At 68.1% G+C, this 23,671-nt stretch carries 13 protein-coding genes and 1 pseudogene; 11 read left to right on the plus strand and 3 right to left on the minus strand.

Annotated features, from left to right (window positions below):
• Positions 1–647: 647 nt before the first annotated feature.
• From ACWDVB_RS37800 to ACWDVB_RS37820, 5 genes are all read left to right on the plus strand, one after another.
• On the plus strand, positions 648–3,053 hold the full coding sequence (locus ACWDVB_RS37800) for a Helicase associated domain protein (RefSeq protein WP_451518852.1): 2,406 nt from the start codon (positions 648–650) through the stop codon (positions 3,051–3,053).
• A gap of 57 nt (positions 3,054–3,110) precedes the next feature.
• Positions 3,111–5,210, plus strand: a complete 2,100-nt coding sequence (gene tap / locus ACWDVB_RS37805; RefSeq protein WP_451518853.1) for a telomere-associated protein Tap — start codon at positions 3,111–3,113, stop codon at positions 5,208–5,210.
• Positions 5,211–5,213: 3 nt separating this feature from the next.
• Positions 5,214–5,771 (plus strand): telomere-protecting terminal protein Tpg, encoded by a 558-nt coding sequence (gene tpg / locus ACWDVB_RS37810; protein WP_451518854.1) that lies wholly within the window; start codon positions 5,214–5,216, stop codon positions 5,769–5,771.
• 1,180 nt (positions 5,772–6,951) lie between these two features.
• Complete coding sequence (locus ACWDVB_RS37815; RefSeq protein WP_451518855.1) at positions 6,952–7,686, plus strand: hypothetical protein; 735 nt, start codon at positions 6,952–6,954, stop codon at positions 7,684–7,686.
• Between the two features lie 567 nt (positions 7,687–8,253).
• Complete coding sequence (locus ACWDVB_RS37820; RefSeq protein ID WP_451518888.1) at positions 8,254–11,160, plus strand: Helicase associated domain protein; 2,907 nt, start codon at positions 8,254–8,256, stop codon at positions 11,158–11,160.
• A gap of 140 nt (positions 11,161–11,300) precedes the next feature.
• Here ACWDVB_RS37820 and ACWDVB_RS37825 read toward each other — a convergent pair whose 3' ends face one another.
• Both ACWDVB_RS37825 and ACWDVB_RS37830 read right to left on the minus strand, forming a co-directional pair.
• On the minus strand, positions 11,301–12,791 hold the full coding sequence (locus ACWDVB_RS37825; protein ID WP_451518856.1) for a UvrD-helicase domain-containing protein: 1,491 nt from the start codon (positions 12,789–12,791) through the stop codon (positions 11,301–11,303).
• Positions 12,778–14,907 (minus strand): ATP-dependent nuclease, encoded by a 2,130-nt coding sequence (locus ACWDVB_RS37830; RefSeq protein WP_451518857.1) that lies wholly within the window; start codon positions 14,905–14,907, stop codon positions 12,778–12,780. The genes ACWDVB_RS37825 and ACWDVB_RS37830 overlap by 14 nt, the downstream gene beginning before the upstream one ends.
• A 285-nt stretch (positions 14,908–15,192) precedes the next feature.
• Here ACWDVB_RS37830 and ACWDVB_RS37835 point away from each other — a divergent pair, with 285 nt between their 5' ends.
• The 6 genes from ACWDVB_RS37835 (at position 15,193) to ACWDVB_RS37860 (ending at position 22,076) form a co-directional block, all read left to right on the plus strand.
• Entirely contained in the window at positions 15,193–16,026 is an 834-nt protein-coding gene (locus ACWDVB_RS37835; protein ID WP_451518858.1) for a TnsA-like heteromeric transposase endonuclease subunit, read from the plus strand.
• A 5-nt stretch (positions 16,027–16,031) separates the two neighbouring features.
• Positions 16,032–18,176, plus strand: a complete 2,145-nt coding sequence (locus tag ACWDVB_RS37840) for a transposase (protein ID WP_451518859.1) — start codon at positions 16,032–16,034, stop codon at positions 18,174–18,176.
• 116 nt (positions 18,177–18,292) lie between these two features.
• A complete protein-coding gene (locus tag ACWDVB_RS37845) occupies positions 18,293–19,279 on the plus strand; it encodes a TniB family NTP-binding protein (protein ID WP_451518860.1) in 987 nt (328 codons plus the stop codon).
• Positions 19,276–20,229, plus strand: coding sequence for a TniQ family protein (locus ACWDVB_RS37850; protein ID WP_451518861.1), 954 nt, complete (start codon positions 19,276–19,278; stop codon positions 20,227–20,229). Before ACWDVB_RS37845 ends, ACWDVB_RS37850 begins: the two co-directional genes overlap by 4 nt.
• A gap of 573 nt (positions 20,230–20,802) precedes the next feature.
• Positions 20,803–21,282 (plus strand): peptidoglycan-binding domain-containing protein, encoded by a 480-nt coding sequence (locus ACWDVB_RS37855; protein WP_451520003.1) that lies wholly within the window; start codon positions 20,803–20,805, stop codon positions 21,280–21,282.
• Positions 21,283–21,620: 338 nt separating this feature from the next.
• Positions 21,621–22,076, plus strand: a complete 456-nt coding sequence (locus ACWDVB_RS37860) for a hypothetical protein (RefSeq protein ID WP_451520002.1) — start codon at positions 21,621–21,623, stop codon at positions 22,074–22,076.
• Positions 22,077–22,418: 342 nt separating this feature from the next.
• Here the strand turns inward: ACWDVB_RS37860 and ACWDVB_RS37865 are convergent.
• Positions 22,419–23,671: pseudogene (locus ACWDVB_RS37865) on the minus strand (hypothetical protein); the annotation flags it as partial.

Consider the following 23,671-nt stretch of genomic DNA (forward strand, 5'->3'; position numbering starts at 1 on the left):
GGGGCGCGGGCGACAAGCGGGACCCGTTGGGCCAGACTTTTTACAGAGGCAGGCTTTCACCCCCGTCCGTGGGAGGGGGCCGCGGAGCGGGATATGCAGCGCTGGCGCGCTGCATAGAGAGCGAATTGCGCAAGCGCAATTAGAATTCCCCCGCAAGCGGGGGAATGGAATTCCGTAAACGGAATTCCTGCACGGAATGCAATTCGCGCAAGCGCGAATTGGGGAGGCCCCGCAAGCGGGTCCTCTATGGCTGGCTACAGCGGAGGTGCATCACCTGCTGACCTGTGTAGAGTCTGGGGATGCCAGGCACTGCCCCCGCAACGGATGTGACGGGTCGTCGGCCTGACGGGGTGTCGGCTCCACCGCAGTGACGGGCTCCGCTGCGCTCCACCCGAACCCCTCCCCCACCCTCGAAGCTGCCCTGACATGTTTACCAATCCTGCCAGCATACAGGTCAACCGGCCGTTCGTGGGTGAGAACGAGTCATGTGTCATCCTGGAGGGCTACGTTTGCGCGCGGGCGATGCATCACTGGTCGTTGCTGTGTAGAATTTGGGATCAGACCTCACACCCCCAACGTCGCGCACCTCGCGCCGGGATTCCCTTTCTGGCTAAGCGCTGCATTCCGCGAAAAGGAGAACACGGGGCATGGCCGTGAAACTGCGTGACCACCAGATCGAAGCCGTTGCCGCTATCGTGCGCGGCTTCGATATCCCGCCGGGCGGTATCCCCTGGAAAGGTCTTCGCGGGCAGGTGAACGCCGCGTGTGGCACGGGAAAGACGATTATTGCGGCGGCTTCAGCGAAGCGGATCGTGCCCAAGGGTCGCATTCTCGTGCTGGTGCCGACGCTGGACCTCCTGGCGCAGACGGTGAAGGCGTGGCATGAGGCTGGGCACAAGGGGCCGGCGGTTGCGGTGTGTTCGCTCCAGGACGACCCGGAGCTGTGGAGCCTGAAGGTGCGTTCGACCACGAATCCGGTGCAGTTGGCGTTGTGGCACGGTCAGGGGGCGGTGACCATCTACGCGACGTACGCCTCCCTGGGTGTGCTCGCGGAGGCGTTCGAGGGTGCCTACGGTCAGAAGCTTGATCCAGTAGACCTCGCGGTGGTTGATGAGGCGCACAGGACAAGTGGCTCGATGGGTAAGGCGTGGGCCGACGTCCACGACCAGGCGGTCATCCCTGCATACCGGCGGCTGTACCTGACGGCGACGCCGCGGATCTGGGAGGAGCGGCTCAACCGCGAGGTTGCTGAGGGAGTGCGTGACCCGCTGCCGCGGGAGATGGCGGCTTCCATGGACGATGAGAAGGTTTTCGGGCCTGTCCTGTACAAGCTCTCGCTCGCATCGGCGGTGTCGCGCGGGTTGCTGGCGCGGTACCAGATCATCGTCCTGGAGCTCCAGGACCCCGTTGTCACGCCCGAGCGGCTGATGGGCGAGGAGCGGCACACCGAGGAGGTCCGCGGGCAGCGGCTCGGGGCGCTCCAGGCCGCGCTCCTGCACGCGATGGCGCAGCATGACCTGTCGACGTGTATCACCTTCCACCACCGGACGATCGAGGCACAGGCGTACGCGGAAGGACTGGAGCGGGTGGCGGCAAAGCTGCACGCCGACCAGCCCGATACGTACCCCGCTCGCATCTGGGCGGACTGGCTGTGCGGGGAACATGTCCCGGAGCGTCGGCGGGAAGTTCTGGGTTCGTTCCGGTCTACGGCGCAGCGGGCCGTGCTCTCGAACTGTCGCGTTTTGGGCGAGGGTGTCGATATTCGAAGCGTGGATTCGGTTGCCCTGTTGGATCCCAAGGGAGCGCCGCACGACATCGTCCAGGCCATTGGCCGGGCACTGCGGCAGAAGCCCGGACAGGGCAAGCTCGCCTCCCTGATCGTGCCGGTTTTTCTCCAGTCCGAGGAAAAGCCGGAAGACATGTTCACCTCCGGTTCCTACCGGCCCCTGGTGAAAGTGTTGGAAGGTCTACGCGCTCACGATGAAGAAGCAATCGAACTGCTCGCCATCCCCCAGGAGCCTCAAAAGGACGTGGCGCAGCCGTCCGTGAACATCGGTGTCGCCCCAGAAGAGGGCGAGGACGAGTCTCGCCTGTTGTTGCGTTTTGCCGCCCCCAGGGATCCGGTGATGGTCGCGGACTGGGTCTCCTTCAACGTCATCGACACCGAGCGTCAGGACTGGGCCCGCGGCTGGGCGGCGCTCAAAAAGTTCACCGAACGGGAGCGGCACGCCCGAGTTCCCTACGGGCACAAGGAGGGTCCGACACCGCTTGGGCAATGGGTCGCGGAACAGCGACGGGCGTACGGGGCCGGGCAGATGTCCGGTCAGCGGGCCCGGCGCCTGGAGCAGCTCGGCATGGTGTGGTCGCCGGCGGATGAGCGCTTCCAGGAGAACCTGGAAGCCGCGAAGGCGTACTACGCGCAGCACCGGACACTCTGCGCGCCCCGCTCCGCCACCATGCTGGATAAGCCGTTGGGGATGTGGCTCGCGAATTTGCGGCGACCCGGCGCGCTGGAGGGTCACCCCGAATGGAAGACGGCGCTGGAAGCCGTGGACGAGGACTGGAACCCGGAGTGGCCGGCGGAGTGGCAGAGGCACTACGCCGCGCTGCGCGAGCTAGTAGCCGACGAAGAAGGCCAAGCCGGCGCGGTGGAGGTTCTGCCCGGCTTCACGGTCCACGGCATGGACATCGGGAAGTGGCTGGCCGTACAGCGCAAACCGGCAGTCTGGCAAGCCCTGACAGACGGGCAACGCGGACGCCTGGAGCAGCTCGGCATCACGCTTCCGGCCCCGGAGTTGGAGCCGGAGGTGTCCGCAAAGCCGTCCACGGCGCCCGTGAGCGCCTTCGAGAAGGGCGTGGCAGCCCTGGCGCAGTACAAGGCCCGCGAAGGCTCTGTGACCGTCCCACGGGGGCACGTAGAGCGGCTGGAGGATGGGGCAGAAGTCCGACTTGGGGTGTGGATCATGAACCAGAAGGGACGCCGCGCGAAGCTCACCGCCGACAAACTTGCCGCACTCGCCGCACTGGGATTGGAATGGGCACGAGAAGGTTAAGTAGTGGGGTAAGTTTTTGGTTAAGCAACATCGGATCCTGACGTGAAGGGGCAGGGAATGGCGTCTGAGGAAGAGCTGTTCGCGTCCGTCGACGCTCTGCTGGAGGAAGAGCCGCATCTCCCGCCTCCGGCAGAGCGTGCCCGGCTGCGTGAGGCCGCAGGCATCACGCAGGCCCGCCTCGCCACCGCGTTGAAGACGACGACCCAGTCGGTGAAGAACTGGGAGAACGGCCGGAGCGAGCCGAAGTCGCCGCGTCTGGATGCCTACCAGCGGCTGCTGAACGGGTGGGCCGCGAAGTACCCCGCACACAGTGCAGCCTCGGCTGCCGCGACGGCACCGGCGGCGTCCAGTGGCCCGGCTGCGTCCGACGTGGAGACGGCAGACGCCCCGCAGGCTTCCGCCGTTGTAGCCGCAGGGCCAGCACGTCCCGCCACCCTGCCGGCCGCGGCATCGCGCCGTCCTGCCGCGAAGAAAGCAGCTCAGCCCGCAGCCGATCCGCGCTTCCCGCACGGCCCGCTCGCGGTCCTGGACGGTGACGGGTCCGCGTACGGCGTCGACGGCATCGTCCTCGACTGCCCGGCCACCACGGTGGTGGAGCTGGTGGAGTGGACCCTCAAGGAGTCCGGCCTCGGTGCCGCCAAGCTCAACCGATACGGCAAGGACTCCGATCCGCTGATCGTGCTCACCGCGGCGGCCGCCGTGAAGCTGGAGCTGCCGGAGCGCTTGGAGGGCCATGAGCAGCGCCGCTCGCTGCGCTTGCCCGAGGACCACCCGGTCGTCAAGCAGGTGGCGAAGGCGAAGTGGCAGCTCACGCAGCGCGGGTTCGGACCGTGGGCGCGGATCTACCGCAAGGCGCAGGGCCGCGAGCGGCAGTGCGTGCAGCTGGCGATCCTGTCGTGGGACGCGCTCGATGAGCGGTCCTGGCCGGGCGTCGCGGAGATGGAACCGGCCGATGTCGCCCGTGTCCTCGGTGTGTATGCCCAGCGGGTCATCACCCCGCGCGGTTCCACCGCGGTGTCCGGGCTGGAGTTGATGACGGCGCTGCGCCCGCCGACGAAGGCCGTGCAGGATCCGGCGACCGGGAATTGGGTCTCTGGCTACAACCAGGGGTCGCTGGGGACGGAGCCGATGGACCCGGCGCCGCCGGAGGCCACCCCGGAACACCCCGTCGTCGTGAACTCCGGCTGGAGCGGCGGGTTCCTCAACGAGGAGGCCTACCAGTGGGTGCGCTCGGTGGACCTGCTGACGGATGAGGAGTGCACGCTGCCCTTCACGGTCGGCCTGGACCTCAACACGGCCTTCCTCGCCGCCGCGGCGCGCCTGGTCGTCGGCCTCTCCGCCCCCGACCACTTCCACGCCCCGACGTTCAACCCGAAGATCCCCGGCTCCTGGCTGGTCGACCTGTCCCATATCGAGCTGGACCCGCGCCTGCCCTCGCCGTTCACCCCGGACGGCTCCCGCCCGGACGGCCCGGCCTGGTACCAGACGCACACCGTCGCCTACGCCCAGGAGCTGGGCTACGACGTGCACCCGCTCGAGGCGTACCTGCGCCGCGAGACCGGCGCGTACCTGGACCCGTGGCACGACCGCCTCAAGACCGCGTACGTCGACACCCTCGCCGACCTCGGTGTCACCCGGGACCTGGACGACCGGCGGTTCCTCGATGCGATGGAACGGCACAAGCAGGCCGACCCGGCCCTGGCCGCCGTGCTCTCGGCCATCAAGGCCACGGTGAAGGGCGGCGTGGGCAAGCTCCGAGAGCGCCCTCAGGGCAAGTCCTACAAGGAGGGCGAGACGTGGCCTGCCCTCCAGCGGCCGACCTGGCGCCCCGACATCCGGGCCGCCGTCATCAGCAAGGCTCGCGTCAACATGCACCGCAAGCTGCGCAACATGGTCAAGATGACGGGCCTGTTCCCGCTAGCGGTGCTGTCCGACTGCGTCGTCTACCCGAGCCCCGGCGACAGCCCGCTGGACTTCCTCCCCTACGCCGCCAGCGGCAAGCCGCAGCCCGGCGGGTTCCGTCTTGGGCCCACGCCCGGCCTGGCGAAGCTGGAGGGCGTCCAGTCGATGCTGTGGGCGGTCGACCTGATGGAGAAGGGCCTCAACCCGGCCCGCCACATCAAGGGCGGCGACGCCGTCCTGGACGAAGGGGAGTAACCGGTGGGCGAGATCGACGACGCGATCGAGCGGGCCGACCGGGAAGCGTTCACCCGCCCGCCGCCGAAGACGTTGAAGGGCCAGATCGGCTACCTGCTCAAGCAGATGGGCAGTGCAAAGGCCGTCGCGCAGGAACTCGGGGTCACCGCCGACTCCGTCAACCGCTACCGGCGCGGCGCCCGCAAGCACGCCCGCGCCGACGTCGCCGCGAAGATCAACGACGCCGTGCGCTCACGCTGGCAGCCCCAGGTCCGCAGGCGCCGGCGAAAGCAGGCAGCCACCGCGACCGGGGTCACCGTGGAGACCAGGGCCCGTTTCGGGTACACCGCGCCCGTTGGCACGACCGACGACGGAAGATTCCGCCGCCTGACCGTGCACCTCCCCCCGGCCTACGCCCAACGCCTCTTCGACGCCCGCGAGGCCGGAGCCAGCGACCAGCAGATGCGCGGCATCATCGCCGAAGGATTCAAAGAGATCTACTTCCAAGACGGCGGAGGCCGCGCCACAGGGCTCTCCGACGTCACCCTCAACGACATCGACTACCTCGACATTGGCTACTGACCTGGCTCCCGATCAGGAGTCGGCACCTGCTAGGTGTGACTGAGCACCGTCACTTGGCACATGACCAGCGGCAACCGATAAGAGCTTTGGCACGGATGGGGTCGAACAGGCTGCGGATGGCGCCGCGATGACCGATACTGGTGCGCAGGTCTGGCGTGCTCGCAACAGGGAGCACGAGTCCTACGAGCAGGAGAAAGGCGGCGCGGAAAAGGTTCAATGAACCGGCTTAAGGGCTTTATCAGCATTCTTTTTGTTAGCTCGTAGCTGCAGCCCACCCTGCCCAAAAAGCCGAAGAAAACCTCCCCCGCCAAAACCGCCGAACGAACTCTTTGAAACACCCCTCAAGGTCGGCACACCCGCCATCCGAGGGGCTGACAGGCATGCCGTAAAACACCACCGGCCCGCCCTGCGGCGGCGCCGGCCCTCGGCATGCCCTCACACCACGGCACTTTCGTGCCGCCTCTCCCCGTCCCAGCCGTCCCTGCACGGCTCGTTCAGGCATGAGGCGGCCCGTCCGTCACGTGCTGGAAGGGCATCCACGCGATGAACTCGTCCTCCCTCACGCCCGCCGTCGGCCTCCTGGCCGGAGTGCCCGCAGCTCTTGCCAGCGCCCTGGGCGGCGCTCCCTGGTGGGCCGTGGGAGCGATCGTTATCGCTGCCTTCCTGACCGTCCCCCTCACCAGTCTGATTCTCGACCACAACCGTCAACGGAAAGGAACCATTGTCGACGAGAAATTCGCAGCCGCCCTCGATGAAATACCCGACCCCGAAAAAAGAATCCAAGCGATCATCGCCTACCGGCAGACCACATCCCCCGCTACCGTTCCTCAGCCACCACCCGAACCACCCCCAGGAGCACTACCGCCCGCGGACCCGGCTGGCACCGGCCAGTCACCGGCATCCGCCTAGACGAACAAGCGGCCCGCCGCGGCGCCAGCATGTGTCGGCGTCCAGGGCAGCTTCAGGGATCGAGGTCTGTGTCTGAGCGTCGAGGCCCAGCTCGAGGCGGCCGCCGTCATGCGTGCGTAGCTGCCGCCGGGCGGGCACGGCCAGTCGCGAACCCTTTCCCTCGTTCTCCCGGGCCCGCCCGCTGCGAGGTGCTTCAAGATGAAGCTCCCGTATCGTCACGGAAGGAGTGGTCGTGCCCGGCCTTGGTTGGGAAGACTGGACAGCCGCAAAAGTGGACCCGAACCGTCTGCCGGCCGGCTGGGGCTGGAAGGTGACACGCCCTTCAGGCCGCGGCTTTGAAGACGACCCCGTCGACTACGCCGCCTGTATGCGCGACGGCCGCAGCATCCTCATCGAGGAGACACCCGGCGTACCGCTGCGGCGCCCCAAGCAGCCATGGCACCGCGCAGCACCGCATGCATCAGGTGCCAACTACTTGCCGTTCACAACCGAGATCCCCTTCGGGCTGTGGATCGTCAGTCTCGTCCCGAACAACGACGAAGAGCGCGCCGGACAGACCTGGAACCAGCACATACGGTGCCGGGTACCGGCCTGGTGGGCGCTGGGCCCCCAGGGGCGAACAGCGGCAGCACTGCTCACCCGATTGGACAAGCTGTCCTGGGACGAAGTCCTCACTTTGCGCCGCTCCTACAACAAGGCATGGCCGACCGATCACGACGACTCTGTCTGGTACGAGGCACAGGACCTCGCCAGGACCGCCGACCGGGCCACGCTGAAGAACGCTCTGATCAAGCACACCGAAACCGCACTGGACCGAACGGCCCGCGCCCACGGCAAACGTGTACGGGACTTCTCAGAGGAACAGAAAACCGTATGCTTCGCCGCCGCGGCCCTCGCCATCGAAGACCTCTCCCCCGGCCTCGCCCACCGCCTCCTCGGACCGCTCCGCCTCGCGCTCGGCGACGTCCCCTCCTACCCCGTCCCCGCATGGGCCGACAACCTGTAATCCCAGGCGATCCACAACGCGCCCCGGACCAATCGCGGGAAACGCGGACAAGTTCACTCCTGGGCCAGATCTACCACCCGCCACTGACAACACCGCCGCGATCAGGCAGCGCAGCACCTTCCCCAGCCGTCGCCAACAGCGTCGTGGTGTTGGCGACGACCGGGCCGATCCCAACCGCTTTGCTTGATCCGCTGGGCATCCGATGCGAAAGCACCCGCCCGGGACGGCGAACACGAGACCGTGGCACAGTGACCCATCACCTTGGCCTGCTGCGGACCGCTCCCCTGCGGGCGGAGACGACCTCGTCGCTAATCTGCCATCGCGAACCGCTACGGAATGGAAGCGAAGGCGTTGCGGTCGTGCTGACGGCGGCGCAACTACCAGCCTCGGCACGACGGCGGAGCCGCGCCACAGGACTCTCCAACGTCGCCCTCAACGACATGCTCGACCTCGACTATGACCTGGCACCAACCGTGGGCCCGGCCTGCTTGTTGAGCCGAAGCACGATAGGTGGCACAAGCGACGGGAGGGGAGGGGAAGCTGTTGCTGGGCGCGGGTGCCTTTCGGGTGACTCCCCTACAGGGTGAGATGACGCTGTCGTTCCTGGGGCGGATCGCGGACAGGTACGGCCTGACGGTGCGGAGTCTGCTGTCGGCGGTTACCGAAGTGGCTGGCCAGCAGGACGTCGCCGGAGCTCTACAGGGCGACAGTGAGGTGTTCTTGAACGCCGCGGCCCGGGACCGGGTCGCGGCGCTGTGTCGGGTGCGGCAGGTGGGCTTGCGCCATGCGTTGCCGGCCTGGACGCGGGAGGAGCCGCTGGGCCCTTTGAGGGAGAGGCCGACGGCGCGGCTCCACAACGGGGGGGAGACGGTTGCCGCCTGGGGTGCGGCGTGCCCGGGCTGTGTGGCTGCGCGGACCGGTCGCGTTGCACCAGCCCGGGTGTACCTGGCGGCGCACCAGCGAGTCTGCCCACGCCACCGGTGCTGGCTGATGAGCGTGCCTGGCAGCGGGGGCCGTGCCGTCGGATTGGCCGGATGCCCGGAGGTGGTCCAGGCACAGGAGGATCACCGGAGGCTGCTGCGCCGCTCCCCCGCCGCTGGTTCGGCGTTCGAGGTCGCTGAGGCGGTCACGGCCTGGTGGTGGGCGCAGAAGTGGCCGGAAGAAACTCTGTGGCCGGCACGGCTGTGTGCGACGGTTGTCGAGGGCGAGGAGCCCGGGCGGTGGCGGGTCCTGGCCCGTGGTTTGGTCACCTATCCAGAGACCGTGGCCGTTGCCGGGATGTTGGTGGACCAGGCGATGAGGCACTGTGTCGCAGCCCAGGTGCGCGGCCATCTCCCTTTCTGTCTAGGTGACCTGCCCGTGCTGATCAGTGGGCTGGCGCGCTGTCTGCGGCGGCCTTGGCTCATTGATCGCCTGACATCGTGCATGGACGGGCCGCTGTTCGCCTGGGCGCACCGGTGCAGCAAGGCGGCGGTAGGGCCGGATGGCGACGGGCAGCGGTTGCTGTGGAAGGTTCATCCCGCGCACCGGCCTCGTCCCTTGGCTGTCGAACTCGCCCAGTACCTGCAGGGGGTGGCCGGCGGTGAAGCCGCAGAGGCACCGCTCCCCAAACGGCGGCGCGGGCACAGCCGCCAGGCGGACGAGGCCTTCGAAGCGGGCCTGACTCGGGCCCGGGCTTATGCGGCTGCGCGGGGGCATCTGGCCACACGGGCGGACACGCTCCAGGACGGCTTTCCTCTGGGGGCGTGGATGTCCAACCAGCGCATGCTCCGACTGGGGATGCCTGCCTGGCGCAGCACCGCACTGCGCGCACTGGACCCGTACTGGGACACGCCGTGGCCGACCCTGTGGCAGCGCACCTACCACCAGGCCAGGTGCCACGTCGCGGAATGGGGCCCGTTGGATGCGCGGGGAGGATTTCCCGGTACCGGCCTCAGCCTGGGCGAGTGGCTGTACCTGCAGTGCACCCGGTATCCGGATCTGCATCCTGAGCAGCAACGGCTCCTGGCACGGCTGGGTATCGATGCCGCGGCGGCGCGGGATGCCCCGCCCTGGCGTCGCAGTCTGCGCGCCGGGGAGCAGGAGGCGCTCGCCCATGCCCGGGCCTGGGCTCTGGAGCACGGAAGCCTGGCGGGAGTCGGTGTCAGCACCGTGCATGAGGACTACCCGCTGGGCAGGTGGCTTTCCGACAGGCGCGGCCAGATGGGGCGCGGAGTGCTGTCGCCAGGCCGTGCCGAGGCTTTGAAACGGATCGACCCGTGGTGGCGGCCGCCCTGGCACTTGTGCTGGCAGCGTTCCTACGAGCACGCATGCCAGCAACTCCAGCAGGTAGGGAGCGGGGAGTTGAGAGCGGGCTTTCCGCGCATGGACAAGCCAGCACAGGAGTGGCTGCGCATCCAGCAGCGCCGCTACCACCTGCTCCTGCCGGGCCAGCACGATCTCCTCGACCAGCTCGGCCTGAAGCCTGCGACGGCCATCGCCGAGGCACAGACCGCCCCGGCCAGTGCGTCTGCTGCGCCCGTGCAGGTCCCGGGTGGCCCACCAGGCGACCAGGAAGACGCGCCAGCGATGGGAGGCCTTCCTGCAGCCGCACAGCACAGGCCGCTGAAAGCTCCGCGGGTCGGACAGCGCCCCGACCACCGCGCCCGGTTCGAAAGCGCGCTGGCGCACGCCCGGGCCTGGGCCGACGTCCACGGGCACCTGGCCGTTCCACGCGATACACGGCAGAGCGGATTCGCACTCGGACTGTGGCTGTTCAGCCAGCGCAACCGCGCCAAACAGCGTGCCCGGAAAGGCGAGCCCGCCTCGCCGCACCTCGGACAACTGGCCGCGATCGATCCGTGGTGGAACCCGCCGTGGGACCTGCACTGGCAGCGCAACTACTACCGCGCCCGCGACTGCATGCGTGCTGGCCGCGGAGCCGACACGATGGGCGGTCTTCCCCTCGGGAAGGACGCCCTGGGTATCTGGGTCAAGCGCCAGTGCACCCTCTACGACAGCCTCCACCCCGACCAGCAGCACCTACTCGCCGCTATCGGCATCACCCTCGAAGCAGCCCGGGCACGGATCGGACCGCGCAACTCCCGCCGGCTGACCACCACGCCGCGCTTCGAAACCGACGTCGCCCACGCCCGCTCGTACACGGCCCGGCACGGACACCTCGCCGCCCACGTCGGCGAGCAGCACGAAGGTTTCCCGATCGGACGCTGGCTGGACGGACACCGCCAACGCGCCCGCAAAACAAGCGGCACGTCGCCTCAAGCCCGGGTCCTGGCCAGCCTGGACCCATGGTGGGACCCGCCCTGGCCCTTCGGCTGGCAGCGGCGGTACCACCAATACCGCACCGCCCGAGTCGCCGGGCAATCCATCTCATCCGAGCTTCAACGCTGGGCAGGCCAACAGACCGTCCTGTGGGATCGTCTCGACCCGCCCCAGCAAGGGCTCCTGACAGCCATCGGCGTTCACCCCGGATAGAGCCGACAAGGATGAAGGGCTTCTGCAACATCAGAGTCCGCTCACACCCTTCCGGATCGTTTGGTGACTCGCCCAAGGCAACGAAGAGCGTGTCTGTCGGCTGCGGCAGGGCCGTCGTTCACTGTCCAGCAGAAAAGCCGTCACTGTACGTCTCCGGAGACCGCGGTGGTCATCCGCTTGGCCCGGGTGAGGGCCACGTACAGCTTGCGGTGATCTTCGCTGTCGGAACTGAGGCCTTGTCGCAGGGTTTCGTGCTCCGGGCCGGTGAGACATACGCCGACGGCGCCCCACTCGCGGCCCTTGGCCTGATGGGCGGTGAGGCCGGGGATGATTCGGAAGGCAGAGGTGTGGAGGCGGGCTCTCAGGTTCTCCAGGCGTGCGGTGTGAGTGTAATTACGTCGTCTGGGCAGGGGGCGGTTGGTTTCGTTGGCGACTGCTGCGTTGAGGGAGGTCCAGATCTCGGCGATCCCCGTCGTGTCGGCGAGGTCAGCGGCGATGGTCTGGAGGGGGGAGCGCAGGCGCTGCGCCGCCTCGTGGTCGATGCCGAGGGTGGTGAGGGCGTCGTTGTGGAAGGTGGCGTTCTCCCCGAACATCCGCTGGGTGACTTCGCTGAGGAGGAGAGTGCAGGCCGCTTCGTGGATGTGACCTGTGGTCGAGCCGTAGGCAAGGGGCAGAACATGCGGGCCGGCCTCCCACAGGGATTTCCACCGCAGAGCGAGGAGGACGTCCATGTTCTCGGCCTGTCCTTCAAGAAGAGTCACGCCCTGTCCTGCACGCAGTTGGTCAGCCAGTAGGGCTTGTTGGACGCTCTTCCACCGGAAGGAGGTGCGCAGGTCGCGCTGGACGAAGCGAGCATCCTGGATCAGGTCAGGCACTTGTTCCGGGCGGGCGCCGCGGAAGCCGTACAGTGCCTGCCACGGATCACCGACCACGGTGACCTCCAGACCTGCCTCGGCAGCAAGGCGGACCAGGGACAGGTCAAGGGCATTGGCGTCGAAGATCTCATCGACGATCAGCGCCCGGGCGGTCTGGGTGAGGCGGGCTAGCAGGACGTCGCGCATGCCGTCGTCGCCCAGGGCCGATTCGAGGAGCTGGCGCGCATCCTGGTGTGTGCAGTATCCCTCGGCCAGGGCCTCGCCGACGTCCACGGTGCTGGGTCTGTTCGCTTTCCCAGCCCGTCGCACAACCTGGGTGACGACCTGGCCTGTTTCCAGAGCCACGGTGGGTTCTCTGTCGGTCCATTGAGTGGAGAGCAGTACCCGCCAGTGGTCGATGACGGTGAGTTGGCGGTGACCTGCGGGCCACCGCACGTGGCCGGTGTACAGAAGGTGGGTGAGCAGGTCGCACACGATGGTGTCGAGTGTGACGATGCGGTGCGGCCAGGCGAGCGCGTCCGGGCCCCATTGGCTGAGCACACGGTCACGGAGTTCGGCGGTCGCGGAGCGGGTGAAACTGACCGCGATGACGGCGCGGTGGCCGTTGCCGTGGAAGCGCTGGATGCCGAAGCGTTGAGCCGCCACGGTGGTCTTGCCGGATCCCGGGGCCGCTTCGATGTAGAGGCGGCGGCGGGGTGTTCCGGCCGCAGTCAGCTGCTCAAGAGTGAGAGCGTCGGCGGTCTCAGCTCGGGTCACGGTCCGTGTCTCCCCATGGATCCGCTGCCCACGGTTCAGATCCCCAGGTAGCGGCTGCCCACGGGTCGGTGTCAGCGGGCCGCGCCGGGGCGGTGGGCCAACCTCCGGCGGGAACGGGCGCCAGCGGCGTGGCAGAGCTGTCAGGGTCGGCCGGGGACAGGTCAGGGACGGTGGCCGGCCCAGCAGGCTGGACGTCTCCCTCCTCTGCTTCCTCCTTGGCGACGTCTCCGTCCTGGGGGTCAGCGGGGTGCGGGAAGAGGAAGTCGAACAGGTCCTTGAGATGACCGGGGACCTGAACAGGTTTGCCGTGTTCGACTGCATCGGCCAGGAGGAAGGCCAGTGCGTCGGCGAAGGCCGCCTTGTCCTTGGCGTGCGGGCCCGCCGGCACGTCGGGGGCGCTCTTCTTGCCTTTGCGGGCGCTCTTGAACAGGTCGTGCACCGTCTGCGGGGTGATCGGCCCGATGGGTGCGCCGATGTCCCTCAGCGCGGTTTCGATGAGCTGCTCGTTACCCTGGGTAATGGACGGCTCAAGTGTCGGGTGGCTGATGAAGGCTTGGACCACGGCCGGATCGTGGTCGGCCAGCCAGGTGGGCGGGGTGGGCTGTTCATCGAAGGGCTTGTCGCTGTCGCGCAGAACGGCCAGCCGGGCGCATATTTCCGCGTCCTTTGTCGCCAGGAGCCGTGAGGTCCATGGCCCGACCTTCGTCCCGACGTACATGATGCTGAGTGCTTCGATGAAGGCCCGCTTCGCCTCGTCAGAGCCGGCCCAGGCCCTGCCGAAGTCGCGGAGGATGGCGGCTTCGGTCACGCCTTCGACCACGACGAGCCGTTCGGCGAACAGTGCGGCCGAGCGGCTGGCGTCCATGTGCAGGCGGGCCATGCGCAGTGTCTTTTCACGCTCGGTCATCGGGATCGTGGCGATCGGTCGGCAGACGCGCTGGCCGTCCGCTGTGCGTCGCAGCACGACCAGTTGTTCGGGGTTGCAGGAGGTGATGATGTCGGTGGCGTGGCTGGAGAGCACGATCTGCAGTTCCGGGCGCTCGCGCACGGTCTTGCGGAGGTAGCGCACGAGGGCGTGCTGCAGCTGGGGGTGGAGGTGGGCTTCGGGCTCCTCGATGACCACGGTGGCGTGGAACGGCGTGCTGGGAAAGAAGGAGTCCGCCTCGGATTCAGCTTCCGCCCTGGCCTGCGTGCGGCGCTCCTGAGCCAGTTGTTCCTCGTCCGCTTGCGTCAGTTCCCCGGGCTCGTCGCTGGTCTCGGACGCTCCCCCCGCAGCTGCGGCTCGAGCGGCGGAGTCGGGTATCGCGGCCAGCGTGACGGCCATGTGGAGCAGGTTGACGTAGCCCAGACCCGAGACCTCCAGCGGGCGGGCCGATGTGCGGCCTTCGATGACGGCCAGCATCAGTTCCAAAACACGCGCGAGGTAGGAGTCGTCTATCACCTGTCCCCGCACGTAGGACCACTGGCGCTGCACACCCGAAGTGAGAGAGGCGAGGTGGGTGCTGATGCGTTCCTCGACGGCTTCAATGAGCCCGTCCTTGGCGAGGTTCTCCAGGAGCCGGGACGCCTTCACTCGCAGCGGCACCAGGCTGCGGCTGCCGTCGAGGCGTTCCTGCTGAGCGCGCAGCAGCTCAATAAGGATCCGGGTCTCCCGACGAGCCAGCTCATCCAGGGGGTGGCGCCAGGCTGGCAGGTAGATGAACTTGAACGGGTCTGTCCCCAGACCCGGTTGCAGTATTCGGTGCCGGTCGACCTGAGCACGGACCGTGCCCAGGTTGCGCTGGAACCCACTGAACCATTGCTGGGCGACACTGCCGGCGGAGCGGTGTAAAGAGCCCTGAATCTGCTGCCCCAGGGGACCCTCGGCATCCGCGGTGTGCTCCAGGCTGTACTGCACCTCAACTCCCGGTGCGTCACCCGCCCCGAGAACGGCAGCGCTCTGCCTGGGCAGCAGGGGAAAGCGGCTGGTGTGCGCCAGGTACATGGAATCGGTGATCGTGGTCTTACCGGCGCCGTTCGCCCCGATCAGAACGCTGAAGCGTCCCGGCAGCTGGCACTCGATCTCTCCCTCAGCGCTCGCTCTCAGCCCGGAGACCTTCACACGGTTCAGATACAACGGATCCCCCTACCCAACCCTGACGGCACAACAGCTTCCATCATCGCTGCTGGCACTGACATCCCTCACCCCAAAACAAAACGGCACCGCTCCTAACGCTCTGGCGCCTCGCCTGGCAACAGCAGTACCACCAGTACCGCGCCCACGCTGCGTACGTCAGCAGGCTCAGTTGGCCTGCATGGACGTCGTGGACCGGTCCGGCATTTCCTCCGAGAACCGTCCCTTCGAGTGAGAGCAGGCAGATTCGCGTCCTCCTGGCAGCCGGTCCCTACTTGGGTGGCGCAGGTGAAACGACGTGAGGGCGCAGGCAGCGCCTGGAGCAGTGCCGTCGGCCAGGAGCGCGGCCTGCCCGTGGAGGTGGCCTTCACTGGGTTGTCCGGCCAGGTCACCCAGATGCCGTGGGACGAGGCGGTCAGTTCGGTGCGTTTTGAGGACCTGGCGCCGGTGTCGGCGTTCCCGGTGCTGCCGGGACGTCGGTGGGGGCCCGGATGGTGGTGGTCAGCCACCACCGGGCGGCATGTGGTGCACGGCTCCGCCGCGATGCGCGCCCAGTTGATGAGGTTGGACCGGGATCCGGAGGTGACCGGGCTGTCCGCCCGGCCTGTGCGGCTCATCTGGCGGGATCCGGCCGACGGGCGCGTACGCGGGTGGGTTCCGCAGCTCTTCGTCCGGTACGCAGACGGCAGCTGCCTGCTCGCTGACTGTCCCTCCAGGTCCGGCGCGGGCGGCGACGGAGCACAACGCGCACGGGTGGTACTGGAGGCGGTGTGTGTGCGTGTGGGCTGGTCCTACCGACGTCTGGAACCGCCGGGTGCAGTGATGGCGGCGAATCTGCGGTGGCTGGCCGGCTACCGCCACCCACGCTACGCGGGACCACCTGGTGTGCAGGCGGCGATTTCCACGGCATTCACGGCGCCTCGGCCGCTGGCCGACGGAGCAGCGTCAGCAGGCGAACCACTGCAGGTCCTGCCGGCGGTCTACCACGCCCTGTGGGCAGGGCAATTGGTCGTACGGCTCGATGAACCACTCGGCGAACACACGATGGCCAGCGCGCACCAGAGCAACAGCGGGCACACCGGCGCCGTGATGGCAGATACACACCGACGGGATGAGGAGTGAGCTCAGTGGGAGGACAGCGGGACCGGTGGCGGCCGGTGGTGGAGGTCGGCGCGCACGTCGTCTACCGGGAGAAAACCTGGCAGGTGGCCGCCCTGCAGGGCCAGCAGATCTACTTGCTGCAGGAGAACGGCACCGAAAAGGCCCTGCTGCTGGGCCGGTTGTTCGCCGATCCCGGCTTTGAGGTCGTCGGTGCGCCAGTACCGGAAGCAGTACCGCAGTGGGGACTGTTCGAGACCGTGCCGCCGACGGCTCAGCAGCGGGCCCTGGCATGGCTGCCGCACATCCGGGAGGTGGAGACCGGCCTGCCGCACGCGCCAGGCAGCCGCGCGGGCCAGACGATGCGCCCGGAGTACGACCCCGCGCGGTGGACGCTGGCACAGCGGGACGCGGCCAAAGCCAGGGAGCTGACGGCGCTCGGCTTTCCCCGGGTGACCCGCACAACGGTGGAGCGGATACGGCTCGCCTACCGCAGGCAGGGCCTGTGGGGGCTGGTCGACAAACGCACCGTCCGCTCCTCCAGCCCGACCGGCCGGGCCGACGAGCGAGTCGTGGCCGCCGTGCTGGAAGCGCTGCGTCGTCAGCGCGGCCGGTCAAAGGGAACGATCAAGGGGCTGCGGGTGCTGACCGGGCAGATCCTGGACGACCTCCACGGGCCGGGAATGGTGGCACTGCCTGCGCCTTCCTCGTTCTACCGGCTGGTGAACTCCCTCGCCGATCCGGCCGAACTGCCCGGGCGCCCCGCCCGCACCGCCACCACACCCGCCCGTGTGCCGTCGGCGCCGCTGGTGCTGCGGCCCGGAGAACAGGTGCAGATCGACACCACCCGCCTGGACATCATGGCCGTCCTGGAGGACGGCAGCCTGGGACGGCCGGAACTGACCATCGCCGTCGATGTCGCCACCCGCTCCATCCTGGCCGCCGTCCTGCGCCCGCACAGCACCAAAGCTGTCGACGCAGCCCTGCTCCTGGCCGAGATGACCGTCCCCCACCCCGCCCGGCCCACCTGGCCTGTCGCACTGCACCTGTCCCGGGCCGAAGTGCCCTATCAGCGGATGCTGTCGCTGGACGAACGCCTGGAAGCCGCGGCCGCCCGACCGGTGATCGTGCCCGAGACGATCGTCGTCGACCGCGGCAAGATCTACCTCTCCGAGTGCTTCGTCGCCGCCTGCGAGACCCTTGGAGTGAGCGTGCAGCCAGCCCCTCCCAGGCGGCCGCAGGCCAAGGCCGTGGTGGAGCGGACCTTCGGCGCGATCAACGACCTGTTCTGCCAGCACGTCGCCGGCCACACCGGATCCAACCCCCTGCGGCGCGGCAAGGACGTGGCCGCCGAGGCACGGTGGACGATCCCGCAGCTGCAGGACTTCCTCGACGAATGGATCACCGCAGGGTGGCAGAACCGGCCCCACGACGGCCTGCGCCACCCCGTCCTGCCCAAGACCGCGCTCACTCCGAACCAGATGTGGGCCGCGCTGATCACCCTCAGCGGCTACGTGCCCCTGCCCTTGACCGGGGCCGACTACCTCGAACTGCTGCCGGTGCGCTGGCAGCCCATCACCGACCGCGGAATTCGCCTGAACTACCGCACCTACAACCACGACATCCTCAACCCGCATCGCGGCCAGCGCTCCGGTATCGCGGCCAGGGACGGCAAGTGGGAAGTCCACCACAACCCCCACGACGCCCGCCAGATCTTCATCCGCCTCACCGACGGACAGCTCCACGAGATCCCCTGGATCCACCGCGACCACGTCCACCAGCCTTTCAACGATGCCCTCTGGCAGCACATCCAGACCGAAGTCGAACAGCGCGGTGACCGTGATCAGCACGAAGCGGACCTTGCCGACTCCCTCGACCAGCTCCTGCGCCGCACCCGCGGCCCCGCCGGGACAGAACACCACACCCGGCGCCGCGAAACCCCCCGCGACGGCAGCACGGCGACACAGCTGCTGCCTGACCTGCCAGGCCAGCGGCACCCACCCGACGCAGAGACCGCACCAGCCCCGGACTGGAGCGAGAGCCTGGACGACCTCATCGGCACCGAGCCGGCCGCCGAGTCGGGCCCTGATGAGCCGGGGGGCAAGGACGTGCTGCCGGCCGAGGCAGGCGGATACGGGCTGTGGGACGCCGAAGCGGAGGCCGAGCAATGGTGAACACCCCACCCAGCACGGGCGATGCGCCGGCCAGCAGTTCCCCGTCAGCGGCGGACCGGCCTCCCGCTGCTACGGCAAGGACGAACGCCGACGCCACTGAGGCGCAGCAGCAGTCGGTGACCACCTGGAACGGCTTCCAAGCCTTCGCCACCACGCCCGTGGCAGCGCCTCCCCCGCCGGGAGCGCCGCCTCTCAGCCTTGAGGAACGCCTGGCCTACTACTCGCGGTTCGTCACCGTGCGCACCCCGGCCATCGACACCCTTGCCAAGCACGTGCGCACCTTGATGATCCTCGGCCGCCACCAGACGGTCACCGCACGGCCGTCTCTGATCGTCACCGGCCCCGCCGGCGCCGGGAAGACCACCGCGCTGCTCCAGGTCGGGCGTACCTGCCACCTCGCCCACACCCACCGCCACGGCCCCACAGCAACAGCCGGGCAGGTGCCGGTCGCCTACGTCCTGGTCCCGCCTGCCGCCAGCGCCAAGACCCTGGCCGCCGAGTTCGCCCGCTACCTCGGCATCCCCGTCGCCGCCGGCATGTCACAGGCCCAGATCACAGGCGCCGTCTGCCACACCTACACCGCCGCAGGCGTCCAGCTGGTGATGATCGACGAGATCCACCGGCTCAACCCCCGCACCACCACCGGCGCCCAGAGTGCCGATCTGATCAAAGACCTCACCGAACGCATCGGCGCCACCTTCGTCTACGCCGGAATCGACGTCACCACCACACCCCTGTTCACCGGAGTGCGCGGAGCCCAGCTCGCCGGCCGCGCCTCCCTCATCGACTGCGCCGCCTTCCCCGCCCGCCTCGGTGACAGCGAACCCTTCCGCGACCTCGTGAAAGCCATGGAAGGCGCCCTCGACCTGCGCCACCACCGGCCCGGGGCCCTCCCCCAACTGGCCCCCTACCTGCATGAGCGCACCGCCGGCCGCATCGGCAGCCTCGCCCGCCTCATCCGCCAGGCCGCCATCACCGCCCTCATCGACGGCACCGAACGGATCACCAAGACCACCCTCGACGCGATCCGCCTCGACCACCTCGCCGAAGAGCACTACCGCCCCCACACGCGGCCGCGAAGCCGGAGTACCAGCACCTCGTGAGCCCGACAGACGTCACGACCCGTGCCACAGCAGGGACCGGCACCGCACGGCGCATCGTCACCGCGGAGGCATGGCTTCGGATCCCGTCAGCCGCACCGGGCGTGCTCCGCGTACGGCCACTGCCCGGTGAAGCGACCGCCTCCTACGCCCAACGCCTCGCCGACGCCTACCAGCTGACGCTGCCCCAGCTCCTCGACGGGGCCGACATCACCCTCCACCGCCACGGCACCCCGCCTGCCGCCGAACTCATCCTCTCTCTGGGCGCGGCCCGACACCTCGCCGCCTTGGCCCGCATCTCACTCACCCACCTGACGCGTGCCCTGCCCCGGCTCGCCCCCAACCACGGCGCCCACGACACCGAAGCGACCGCACGCTGGAAACGGGGCGAGGCCGCACAGCAGCCCGTGCGTACCTGCACGCTGTGCACCCGCCACCGCAGCCACGGCGCCACCGACACCGCATGGGTTCACCCACCGCCGCACCGGGTCGTATGCCCACGCCACCACCAAGCCGCCCCCGACCCACGACTCACGACCACCATCCGCACCTGGGCCGCGCCCGAACTCGCCGCCACGCACCACGCCCACCAACACCTCCGGCGACACCCACGCGCAGTCACCGCCTGGACCGCAGCGCGCACCATCACCACCCGCTGGTACGACCACCAGCAACACCTCACCCACCGCTGGCACACCCGCCTCACCGGGCTCTGCGCGGACAACCCTCACCTGGCCACCACCGGCAGTGCCTCCCCCGCGCTCCTCGCACGCGACCTGGTGATCTATCCCGAAACCGTCGCCCTCGCCCGCGCAATCACCAGCCTGCCGAACCGGCCACATCGCACCACCGACGACGCCCTCAGCCTCATCGCCCACCAGTTGAACCTCGCCCGCCTGACCCCCAGCGCGAACGACCCACTCCGCGCCTTCCTCACCCACACACGCCACTGACCAGCCAACCGACCTCCGAAGCCCGGAGAGAGCGCAGCCGCCTATAGACGCACCACTACATCGACAGGAAACTCAAGATCATTCCCACACGACTACCGGACCGCAGGCCAAACACCCGAACAAACAAACCGAACACGCCCCCAGGCCGCACCCATCACGCCCCAACGCAACCGCTTCAGCCATACCGAGTCCCACTCGAAAGACGAGATACCAGACCAAAGCAGCCCAGCACCCTGAAGATCACTGCTCCGTCACAGCGGACGCTGGCGCTACGGGGTCGACGGGCAGCACGGGCTCGGGACGGTGGTGGGGGTGGGCCCGTGCTTACCTCAGGGAGGCAGCGTCTGCCGTGAGGTAAACCACGGTGGTAGGAAAGTTCCACCTTCCGCTGTATGTGCTGCTGAGCCCGTGTCGCTACGGTTTTAGGGCGCCAAAGGCCCATTTCGGCTGAGCTTCCTCATGGACTGCCCACGGGGATGCGCCGCTGTCTGCGTCACCCTTCACTAGGGCGACTGCTCGATGTTCCTGCGGTCACGGACGGACAGTGGCTCCAATCGCTGGAGGAAACAACTCGTGCAACTGAAGACCCGAATTCCTCTATCTGCCGCTGCTGTGGTTCTCGGGGCAGGACTCCTCGCCGCGCCCGCGGCGTCCGCCGGTCCCTCGGCCGCAGCCACCACTAAACCCGCACAGGCAACCCCGACAGGAGCGGCCGCAGCACGTCTGCCCCTCTGCGAGTACGAGATCTACCAACGCACGGACGACGGGTACATGATCAGGCCAGGCCTCGAGCACACCTACCACTGCATTCTCAAGCAGGGGCATCGGATGCTGGGCGTGTCAGCACTGCAACGCGGGCTGGTCCGCTGCTACGGGGCGAGGATCAGCGTCGACATGGCCTTCGGCCCTGCGACCAAGAAGGCTCTGCGCGCGGCGCAGAGGAGGGCCGGGGTCGCCGACGACGGCATCTTCGGGCCGAGCTCGAACTACGCAATGCGCTGGCCGGAGTACTACGACAACGGACGGCCCACCGGCCGCTGCATACGCAACTGAATTGCGCGCTCTGATCATCAGCCATCCTCCCACTTCGCCCAAACCTGTCTCGGCCGGCGCTTCGGCCTCAGCTGTGTCACATCCTCTTTTCGCAGGTACAGAGTCACCATCACGGCCTTCGTGTTGATCGGTGCACCTGGGTCGGAGCACACACGCCCCACCGCCGCGAATCTCGCCAACCCAAGCCCGTGACCTCTTTGTTTCACGCCCAGGACGAGGCTGTGCAACAACCCCCAGCCCGATGAACTCGATGCCGAACCAACCGAACGGCACGCCCCCGGGATCCGGTGGCGTGCCGCCGTGGGCACAAGCCGTGCCCGTGAGTCGAAGAGCGGTACATGCGCAAGACGGAGACCTCGAACATGCGGGCGGCAAAGGCTGTCCCGCGACCACGAAGGAGAATGATGCTCACACGTACCAAGATCAGCACAGTTCTCACTGCAGGTATCCTCGCGGCCGGACTCCTGACCGGGACTAGCGCCACGGCAACAGCGGATGCCCGCCCGACTTCCACCGCAGTCGACTGCACTCCCCCACACCACAAGAACAACTCCACCGGCTGGGGCAAGTTGAACGGGACGTACAACCTCAAAAAGGCCCCTTACGCGTCCTGCGGAAATGTGAAACGCCTCAGCTCCGGCACCAAGCTGTACTTCCACTGCTATGTCGTCAACTCCTACGGGAACACGTGGATTTACGCCCGTCAGGCAGGCACCGAGACCCACGGCTGGATGTCGCTCGACAACTTCGGCGAAGTTTCCGAAGACAACCTCATTCGGTCCTGCGCTGTGTGACCTGCCCCGCGTGACCGACAGGGCACCACAAGCTGATGCCCGTCCATCGACGCCCAGCCGAACGGCAGACTGGATCATGGCCATACCTCACAACGCCATGACCTGCTGAAAGAGGATGTGACGCAGCTTCTTCTCAGTGAGGGTCGGGATGGGTGGCTTCTCCCTCGAGAGGCCCCGGCGGCGGGCAGCATCGGCCGGACGTCGCCCGCGCCGCCGGGGCCCTGGATCAGTCTCCTCTACGCCGCAGCGTCACCGGCCGCGGGGACCGCACATCGCGCGGGCGGCTGCTCGCACCCCGATGAGACGTCGGCGGGGCGCGGTGTGTTATGGGCAGGCCGGAGGTCAGGCGGCGTCTTGGTCGTCGTCCTGGTCGAGCGCGGACGCATCGGCACCCAGTGCGTAGCGGCCGCGGATTTCCTTGCCGTCCACGACCTGGACGTGGACCTCGCCCTTCTTCTTCAGCGTCGACAACTGGTTGGCGGGGGTGGATTCCTCGATGTCGAGCAGGGGTGCGAAGTCGCTCCGGTCGACGTAGTCGTAGGCGCCGCCGAGCTCGCGGATGGCTTCGAGGATCTTCTCTGCGGCCGTCTTGGCCTTGGGAGTCTTGGGAATGTCGACGCCCGCGAACGCCTTGGGCGCGGCGCTCTCGCCGTCGTCGTTGATCGGGGTTTCGGCGATCTCATGCCGGTACTCCCAGTCCGGCCAGTCCGCGGGGTAGGCCACCTTCTCCGGGTTCACGTGCGGGGCGGCGGACTCGAGGACGAAGGTGCGCATCATCTCCGCGACGCCGCCGGGACCGAGGGTGTAGCCCAGGCCGAAGGTGCTGCGGGGGTCTTGCAGGACGGTGTCCTCGGTGAAGACGAGCGGCTCTTCCACATCCCAGGTGGCGGGGATCGTGCCGGGGTCGACTTTCTCGAAACCGGTCGACGCGAGGTTGGACTGGTCGGAGTCGGTGCGCAGCAGCACCAGGGAGCCGCCCTGAATGAGGTTGGTGCGCAGCGGCGTGGAGCCGCCGAGCTTGTCGGCGTTCACGGCCTGGTTGACGATGCCGAGGGGCATGCCCAGGGAGCGGGCTTTGGCGGCCATGGCTTCCAGGATGATCCTGGCTTCGCGTTTGTCGTCGTCGCCGAGCTCGGTGAGCGGTACGTGGGCCTCGTCCAGGAGCGTGCGCACCCACGGGCGTTCGGGGGTTGCCTGAAAGTTCTTCATGCCGAGACGTGCGCTTTCGGCGATGCGCCACTTCATCAGGGCGTAGCTGACGCGCAGGGCGGCCATGCTGCCCTGTTCGCCCAGGCCGGAGTAGGCGGCCATGGCCACGACGTCTGGGTTCGAGGAGCCCTTGGGGTCGCCGTAGATGATCACGTGCCCGTTGACGTGGTCGGCCAGGGCGACGATCTGGACCAGGCCGCCCTTGCCGGAGCCGGTGACGCCGGCGATGAAGATGTGCCGGGCGCCCAGGGGCGGGTCGGTGAACTGCAGCCGGGCGGGGCGTCCACTGACTACTGAGTTTTTCGTTAGTTCTGTGGGTGCAGGGGCTTCGGCGGTGTGAGCATGTTGGTGTGTCTTCTGAGTCTCAGGCCGTTGCCTCCGATGTC

The sequence above is a fragment of the Streptomyces sp. NPDC003379 genome, from assembly GCF_053589195.1.